The 6,489-nt window shown below is 66.9% G+C and carries 7 protein-coding genes and 1 pseudogene; 2 read left to right on the forward strand and 6 right to left on the reverse strand.

Annotation, left to right across the window (positions count from 1 at the left end; all coding sequences use genetic code 11):
* On the forward strand, positions 1-361 hold a 361-nt coding region (locus tag ACY34J_RS28540; RefSeq protein ID WP_462729536.1), incomplete at its 5' end, for a hypothetical protein.
* 142 nt (positions 362-503) lie between these two features.
* Here ACY34J_RS28540 and tyrS read toward each other — a convergent pair.
* Positions 504-1,898: pseudogene (gene tyrS, locus ACY34J_RS28545) on the reverse strand (tyrosine--tRNA ligase); the annotation flags it as partial.
* A 434-nt stretch (positions 1,899-2,332) separates the two neighbouring features.
* Here tyrS and ACY34J_RS28550 point away from each other — a divergent pair.
* Positions 2,333-3,562: an ISAs1 family transposase gene (locus ACY34J_RS28550; RefSeq protein ID WP_462729535.1), complete on the forward strand. Its 1,230-nt coding sequence runs from the start codon at positions 2,333-2,335 to the stop codon at positions 3,560-3,562.
* Between the two features lie 133 nt (positions 3,563-3,695).
* Here the strand turns inward: ACY34J_RS28550 and ACY34J_RS28555 are convergent, their stop codons facing one another.
* The 5 genes from ACY34J_RS28555 to ACY34J_RS28575 all read right to left on the reverse strand — a co-directional run.
* Positions 3,696-4,022 carry a glycosyltransferase family 2 protein gene (locus ACY34J_RS28555; protein ID WP_462761992.1) on the reverse strand — a complete coding sequence of 109 codons (327 nt, stop codon included), beginning with the start codon at positions 4,020-4,022 and terminating at the stop codon, positions 3,696-3,698.
* A complete protein-coding gene (locus ACY34J_RS28560) occupies positions 4,019-4,426 on the reverse strand; it encodes a hypothetical protein (RefSeq protein ID WP_462729534.1) in 408 nt (135 codons plus the stop codon). The genes ACY34J_RS28555 and ACY34J_RS28560 overlap by 4 nt, the downstream gene beginning before the upstream one ends.
* A 316-nt stretch (positions 4,427-4,742) precedes the next feature.
* Positions 4,743-5,111 (reverse strand): hypothetical protein, encoded by a 369-nt coding sequence (locus tag ACY34J_RS28565; protein ID WP_462729533.1) that lies wholly within the window; start codon positions 5,109-5,111, stop codon positions 4,743-4,745.
* A complete protein-coding gene (locus ACY34J_RS28570) occupies positions 5,108-5,818 on the reverse strand; it encodes a methyltransferase domain-containing protein (protein WP_462729532.1) in 711 nt (236 codons plus the stop codon). Before ACY34J_RS28570 ends, ACY34J_RS28565 begins: the two co-directional genes overlap by 4 nt.
* 14 nt (positions 5,819-5,832) lie before the next feature.
* On the reverse strand, positions 5,833-6,489 hold a 657-nt coding region (locus ACY34J_RS28575; RefSeq protein ID WP_462729531.1), incomplete at its 5' end, for a tryptophan--tRNA ligase.

The following is a 6,489-nucleotide window of genomic DNA, read 5'->3' on the forward strand; positions in this document are numbered from 1 at the left end:
TGAGCTGGTGCGGCGCCCGTTCCAGCGGGGCCTCGGCACTGCGGACGTTTCTGCGGTGAGCTCGGGCGAGGCGGAATTGGCAGGTCTGGAACGGGCGCCGGCCGATCAGGCGCGTGCCCAGGCACTCAGCACGGTATTGGCGGTACGGGCCGCCATGGATGGGGACTTCCGCGTCGGTCTGCAACAGTGGCTCGAGGCGGCGAAGCTGGTGCGTGCGGGCGACGGCGACGTGAGTAACACGATCAGTGGCGGCACTTTCAACGGGCCGACGCTGCAAGGCAGGGACTTCTCGGGAGTCTCCTTCAGCGCTGCGGCCGCGCCACCAGCCGATCCCGGCGCTCATACGCCACGACAGGGATGAGGAGGTGAATGGCCCTCCCAACATTGGGAATAAACCTGGCGCTTGTCTCCGAGGACGCCTCGGTCGGCCGTTTCCGCGTCGCACGACAGCCAAAACGGCGCCGGCTCACGCAGGTGAGTCGGCGCCGCACTTGATCTGAGAGGTCGATGCGGGCGACCTTGCGGCCCACCTTGAGGTACAGCTCGGCACCTTCAAGTGCCCCTGCCTCGCTCACAACTGCGCCGAACGTCCGCTGGACAGAAGCCTCCGTAAGCGGCGTGGCCTGCTGGTCTCCGTCTGACTCGCGGATCAGGCGGAGGCCCTTCTGCTGGGCCACGCGGCGCACGGCCGAAATGCTTGGAGCGAAGTCCAGCGTGCGGCTGACCAGCGCGCCGAGCGTCTCCTCGGCGTGATCCTTCAGGGAGACGACAGGGAGGTTCTGCGTGTCCCCGAAGGAGCGCTTCGAGAAGCGCGCCGTGAACTCCGCTCGGGCGGCGGCGGCAGCGTCCAGGCCATGGAGGGCGGCCACCACCTCGCCTGCGAGGATGCGCTTGACCGCCATCGGGTGCGCAGTTCCCTCCTCCAAGCGCTTGGTGATCACGCGAATCTCGTCGTCCGTCCACTCGGTGAGCAGCTGGAGGTACGACTCGGTCAGGTGGTCGGGGATGGACATCAGCCGGCCGTAGACGTCATCGGGCGACGCCGTCAGGCCCACGTAGTTGCCCTTGCTCTTGCTTATCTTGGTGCCCGTGCCGTCGGTGCCCTCGATGAGCGGGGTGGTGATGACGACCTCGGGGGTCTGGTCCGAGATCTCCATGACCTTGCGGCACATCTGGAGGTTCAGCAGCTGGTCCACGCCGCCGAGTTCGACGTCGGCGTCGAGGCCACCGAGTCCCACGCCATGACGACGGAGTAGACGAACTCGGCGACGGACAGTCCGTGGCCCTCGGCGAGCCGGGTGCGGAAGTCCTCGCGCTGGAGCGACATGGAGACCGGCACCCGGGCGAGGACCCCGACGAGCTCCGGCAAGGTGACCTTGTTCAGCCATTCGCCGTTAAAGCGCAGGCTGGCACGCTCGAAGTCGATGAACGGCGTGACCTGCTGCTGGTAGCCGCTCAGGTTGCGGGCGATGTCCTCGTCGGTGAGGGGCGGTCGCTCCGAGAGCGTCCCGAAGGATCGCCGATCTTGGCCGTGACGTCGCCGATGATGAAGACGACGTGGTGGCCCATCCGCTGGAACCGGCTGGCGATGATGATCGGCACCGCGTGTCCGAGGTGGACATCGGGCGAGGTCGGGTCGATGCCGTACTTCACGACGAACGGCCGTCCCGCCGCCTGCGCGGCCTCGATCTTCTCGGCGAGCACCGCGGCCGAGGGGATCAGGTGATTCGCGCGCCCCTCGACCAGGGCCGCCTGCTCCTGGGGGAGAGGTCGAAGAGGTCGAGGGAGCGCCTTGTTGTTGTCTCGCCGAGCAGCTGCGCGACCGTATAGTCCGCGCCCAGGTCCGCTCCATCGAGGATGTGCATGACACGGGTGACAGACTCACTCAAACGGCTCATGGCGCCTATACGCTCCGGGTCGGACAACTGGCCTGACCAGTAAGGGATTGGAAGCAGCGATTTTATCATCGTCGCCCCCTGCGCATCGTCGGAATGATCACGAATGAGCCTGCCGTTCCTGGTTCGCTGTCAGCCGCACCAGCGGCCGTCCCGCGATCGTGCTGAAGAGGGACCTGAGCCACGGTGCTATCGGGCCATGGGCACAGAGCGTGCGGACGAGCATGCCCGGAATCAGGAGCATTGCGGACACGCGCTCCTTTCGCTGCAAGGCGGATTCCACCCTGTGGCCGGAAGCGAGCGCCCGAAAATCAGGGCTCCGTCAAGTTCCGTGATTGCGTGGAGTGTTGACGATCAGCTGGTAGGGGCGGGCAGCAGAGCAGGCACGGGTTTCTGATCATTGTGGTGTCGAAGCCAGATGATCACGAGGATGTCCCGTGCCTGCTGTTGCATCTTCCCCCATCCCTGCCGTGCTGGAGAAACTGGGGCCGCTGGATGCGGACCGGATCGCTGACCTGCGTCCCTACCTTGAATCGGTTCCGGATCCGCGCTCACGCCGGGGCCGGTGGTACTCGCTGACGGCGATCTTGCTGGTGTGTGCCTGCGCGGCCGTCTGCGGCGCGAAGAGCATCGACGAACTCGCCGAGTTCGGCGAGCGGGCCACGAACTCGCTGCTGGCATCCCTTGGGGTACGCCGTCACCTGCTCGGCTGGCGGCGCAGCCCCAAGCCGGTCACTCTCGGACGCGTCCTTCAGGCACTTGACGGCGACGCCCTGGACCAGGCCGTGGGCGCCTACCTGGCCGACCGGCACCGCATCACCGCGTCCGCGGACGTGCCCGAGGCCCGATCGCGGCAGGTCATCGCCGTGGACGGCAAGGCCCTCAAGGGCTCAGCCCGCCTGGCCGCGCCGCGCCGTCACCTGCTCTCGGCGGTCACCCACGACCGCGTCGCCACGATTGCCCAGGCCGAAGTCGGTGCGAAGACCAACGAAGTGCGCCACTTCAAGCCCCTGCTGGCGCCACTCGACCTCGCCGACGCCGTCGTCACCTTCGATGCCCTCCACTCGGTGAAGGCCAACATCACCTGGCTGGTCGAGACGAAGAAGGCCCACTACATCGCCGTCATCAAGACCAACCAGCCCACCGCCTACGCCCAGCTCGCCGCCCTGCCCTGGACCTCGATCAAGGTCCAGCACACCGCCTCCGCCACCGCCCACGGCCGCCGCGAGTCCCGCTCGATCAAGACCTGCGCTATCGCCGACAACCTCGGCGGCATCGCTTTCCCCCACGCCCACCTCGCCATCCGGGTCCACCGCCGCCGCAAGCCCACCGGCCGGCCCGAAACCCGCGAGAACGTCTACGCGGTCACCAGCCTCGCCGCCCATCAAACCCGCCCCGCCGACCTCGCCGCCGCCATTCGCGGGCACTGGGGAATCGAAAATTCCTCCCACTACATCAGAGATGTCACGTTTGCCGAGGACGCCTCAACCATTCACGCCGGCACCGCACCCCGGGCCATGGCCACCATCCGCAACCTCGCCATCGGCACCCTGAAGATCCTCGGAGCCGACAACATCGCCAAGACCACTCGAGCCATCCGCTACGAACCCGAACGATCACTCGCCATCCTGGGCATCACCAACAACCCGGACACTCACGGAACTTGATCAAGCCCTGCCCGGAAATGCCAGGAGATCCTTCTGAGCTGGCGGGGTCCGCCCGGATGCGGTTCCTTAAGTATTGGGTTCCCGCCGGAGTCGACCACGTTTTCCCAGTGCTCGATGAACAGCGTCCCACCTGTCATCGCCTCGGCGCATGTACGCAGTTTCGACGGGTGGAACCAGTCGTCGGCGTCGAGCGGGGCCACCCAGTCGCCGGTCTGAGGAGAAAGGCGTCGGTCAGGGACTGACCGAAACCCTGCTGGTTTCTCCGAATGACCTTGGCATCGCCTTCGTGGCGCAGGCACACCTCCTCAGTTTCGTCACTGGAGCCGTCGTCGATGACGATGACTTCGTGAAGGACGAAGTTTCCGGGCTCCTGTTCCAGGCAACTCGCTATGGCCCGGTCGAGATATCGGCCGTAGTTGTGGCACAGGATCACGCACGAAATGCGCGGAAGGGCGCTCACCGGTCGCCTCCGTACACGCGGGCGTATTGGTCGAGGATCGTCCGGTGCTCGTGAGCCCTGTGGCCGAGGAACTCACGGTTGAGGCGGCGGGGCCTGGAGCCGAGCCGCGCTGCCGCGTTCTCCAGTGCGGTCAGGAACTTCTCTCCGAAGAGATTGGGATGACCCTGCGACCAGTCGAACCATTCGGGTTCTTCGACGAGCCCCTTGTGCCGCTCGTACTGTTCGGGCAGGTGACCCGTGAGGGAGCAGACCGGAAGCAAATTCAGGTCGAAGGCCAGTTCCAGCTGCCCGGAGTGGCTGCCCCAGAGGTACGGCAGCAGCACCGAGTCAGAAGCCAGACCGGCTCCGACCACTTCCTCGTCCGTGGGGTACCGGCGCATGGTGAGGCGGGATACGGGGATCACGCCGGGCCGTCTCCGAGAGCAGCGGAGCACGGCCCCCGTCGGCGAAGTCGGCAGGACTGAACGCGCGCATAAGGATGTGGAGGGTACTGTGCGGATCCGTGATCCCCAGGCTCCAGTTGGCCATGGTGGACAGCTGGTCCCGGCTGGCCCGTGAAGCGCCGAACATGAGGTACCGGACCGCCGAGCTGGTCGCTTCGCGCTCCAGGCCGGCCAGCGACTCTGGGTCTGCTACGTACCCGTGAGGAATGACCGTTGCCCGGGGACGCTCGCCGAGAACCTCGGCGAGCGTTGTGACAGAGCCTTCGGTGAGACAGACTCAACTGACCTCGGCGGAGTGGAGCATTCGCAGCCGCGCGGTGAAGTCCTCGGCGTTGCCGACCATGGGGCGCGCGTCGTGGGCCGTGAAGACCACGTTGACTCCGTGGTTCAGGCACTCATCGAGCAGCCGCTCCAGGGTTGCGAGGTCCTCGAAGTCGATGTGGTGCAGGTGGAGGACGTCGAGCCATGTGAGAGGGCCGTGCTCGAGGAGCCAGGCGGCGTCGACCGCTGCTGGCACCGCGTTGCCGCTGGGGATCTCGGTCCCGCTCAGGATGTGGAAGTCACGGCTCTGCAGCTTCCACGCGTACGGGGTTCGAGCCGGGAGGTGGACGACACGCATGCCTTCGGACCGGGGAGCCGCTGTCACCGCTGTTCCCTCTCCGTCTTTCCCACTCCGACGAGGAGCAGTTGGGTGGACAGGCCGTTGGAGGCGTCGTCGCTGCGGGTGAGCCCGGCGTAGTGGATCTCGAACCCGGACGCCTTCAGCAGTGCCTGGAACTCGTCGCTCGCCCACTCCTGGACATGGCTGGGGTTGCGGGGCGGACCGGGAGCGTCGTAACCGCTGCGGCACTCGCGCGCCGGCGTGGACAGTACGGCGCATGCGCTGCCTTCCAGGAGGAGGCCACGGATCAGGGACAGGGTCGGCATTGGATTCACCACGTGCTCGATCATGTCGGAGCAGACCACGATGGACCGGCGCACGAGGGAGGGGGCGATGGGCAGCCGCTCGGCCGACTCCAGATCGACCTCGATCCACTCCCCGAAGGGGCGGTTGTCACGGCACCACACGAGGTTGTCCCCGAAGTCCACGCCGATGTAGGACCAGGCCGGGTACTCGTCGGCCAGCGAGGCCAGTTTGCCCGCTCGTCCGCAGCCGATGTCGATCATGACGTCGCGGCCGAGTTCCTTGGCCCGGGCGGCGGTGTACGGGTAGACGTCGGGCTGCCATGTCACGGTGTCGTCCGTCTCGTCGAGGAAGTACTCGACCCGGTCCCGGCTGCGGTAGCCGCTCCTGATGAAGTAGGACTCGGCGCCGCCGATGGGTTGGCGGGAGGTCGTGGTGTTTGCGTGCACGAGAGACTCCTTGCTTACTTCGGCCAGTGGGAGAACAGCGAGAGCATCCGCTCGACCAGCTGCTCGCGTACGGCGTGCCAGTCGGGACCTCCGCCGCGGCGCGCGGCGGAGACCCGGTCGTACTCCCGACCGTCGACCTCGGGCAGACACGCGTACATCTGGAGCAGCGCCGAGCCGTCCTCGGTGGGCGCGGTGTCGGTGTCCGCCTTGAGCAGGGCCCGGATGTCCTCGGCGCACATGGAGGCGTCGATCCCGGATCCGGGGATGCTCTTGCTCATCTTCGGGAGGCCGCCGAGGCCGGGGATCATCTTGGTGTAGATGCCGGACAGCCGTTCCGCGGGCAGGCCCCAGCGTTCCGCTCCGCGCCGGGCGAGGGCGACGTACTTGTGCTCGTCGACCCCGAGGGAGACCAGGACGTGACGCCCTTCGCGCAGGAGGTCCACGAAGTCCGCGGCCATGAGCAGGGTGGCCTGCTTCATGCCGTAGTTGAGATGGTCGAAGACCCCGTGGTTGCGGTAGAGCCCGGCGAGGTCCTCCTCCGCCCAGTGGAAGTCGTCGTCGTCCAGGTGGCGCGAGAGCAGGAACGCGGTGGCCAGGACGTCGGTCTCGCCCTCCTGCCTGCGCAGCACGCCGCGCTTGGCGTCGAACCCGAGGCCTAGTAGCAATGCCGC

The sequence above is a fragment of the Streptomyces sp. HSS9-12 genome, assembly GCF_054963655.1.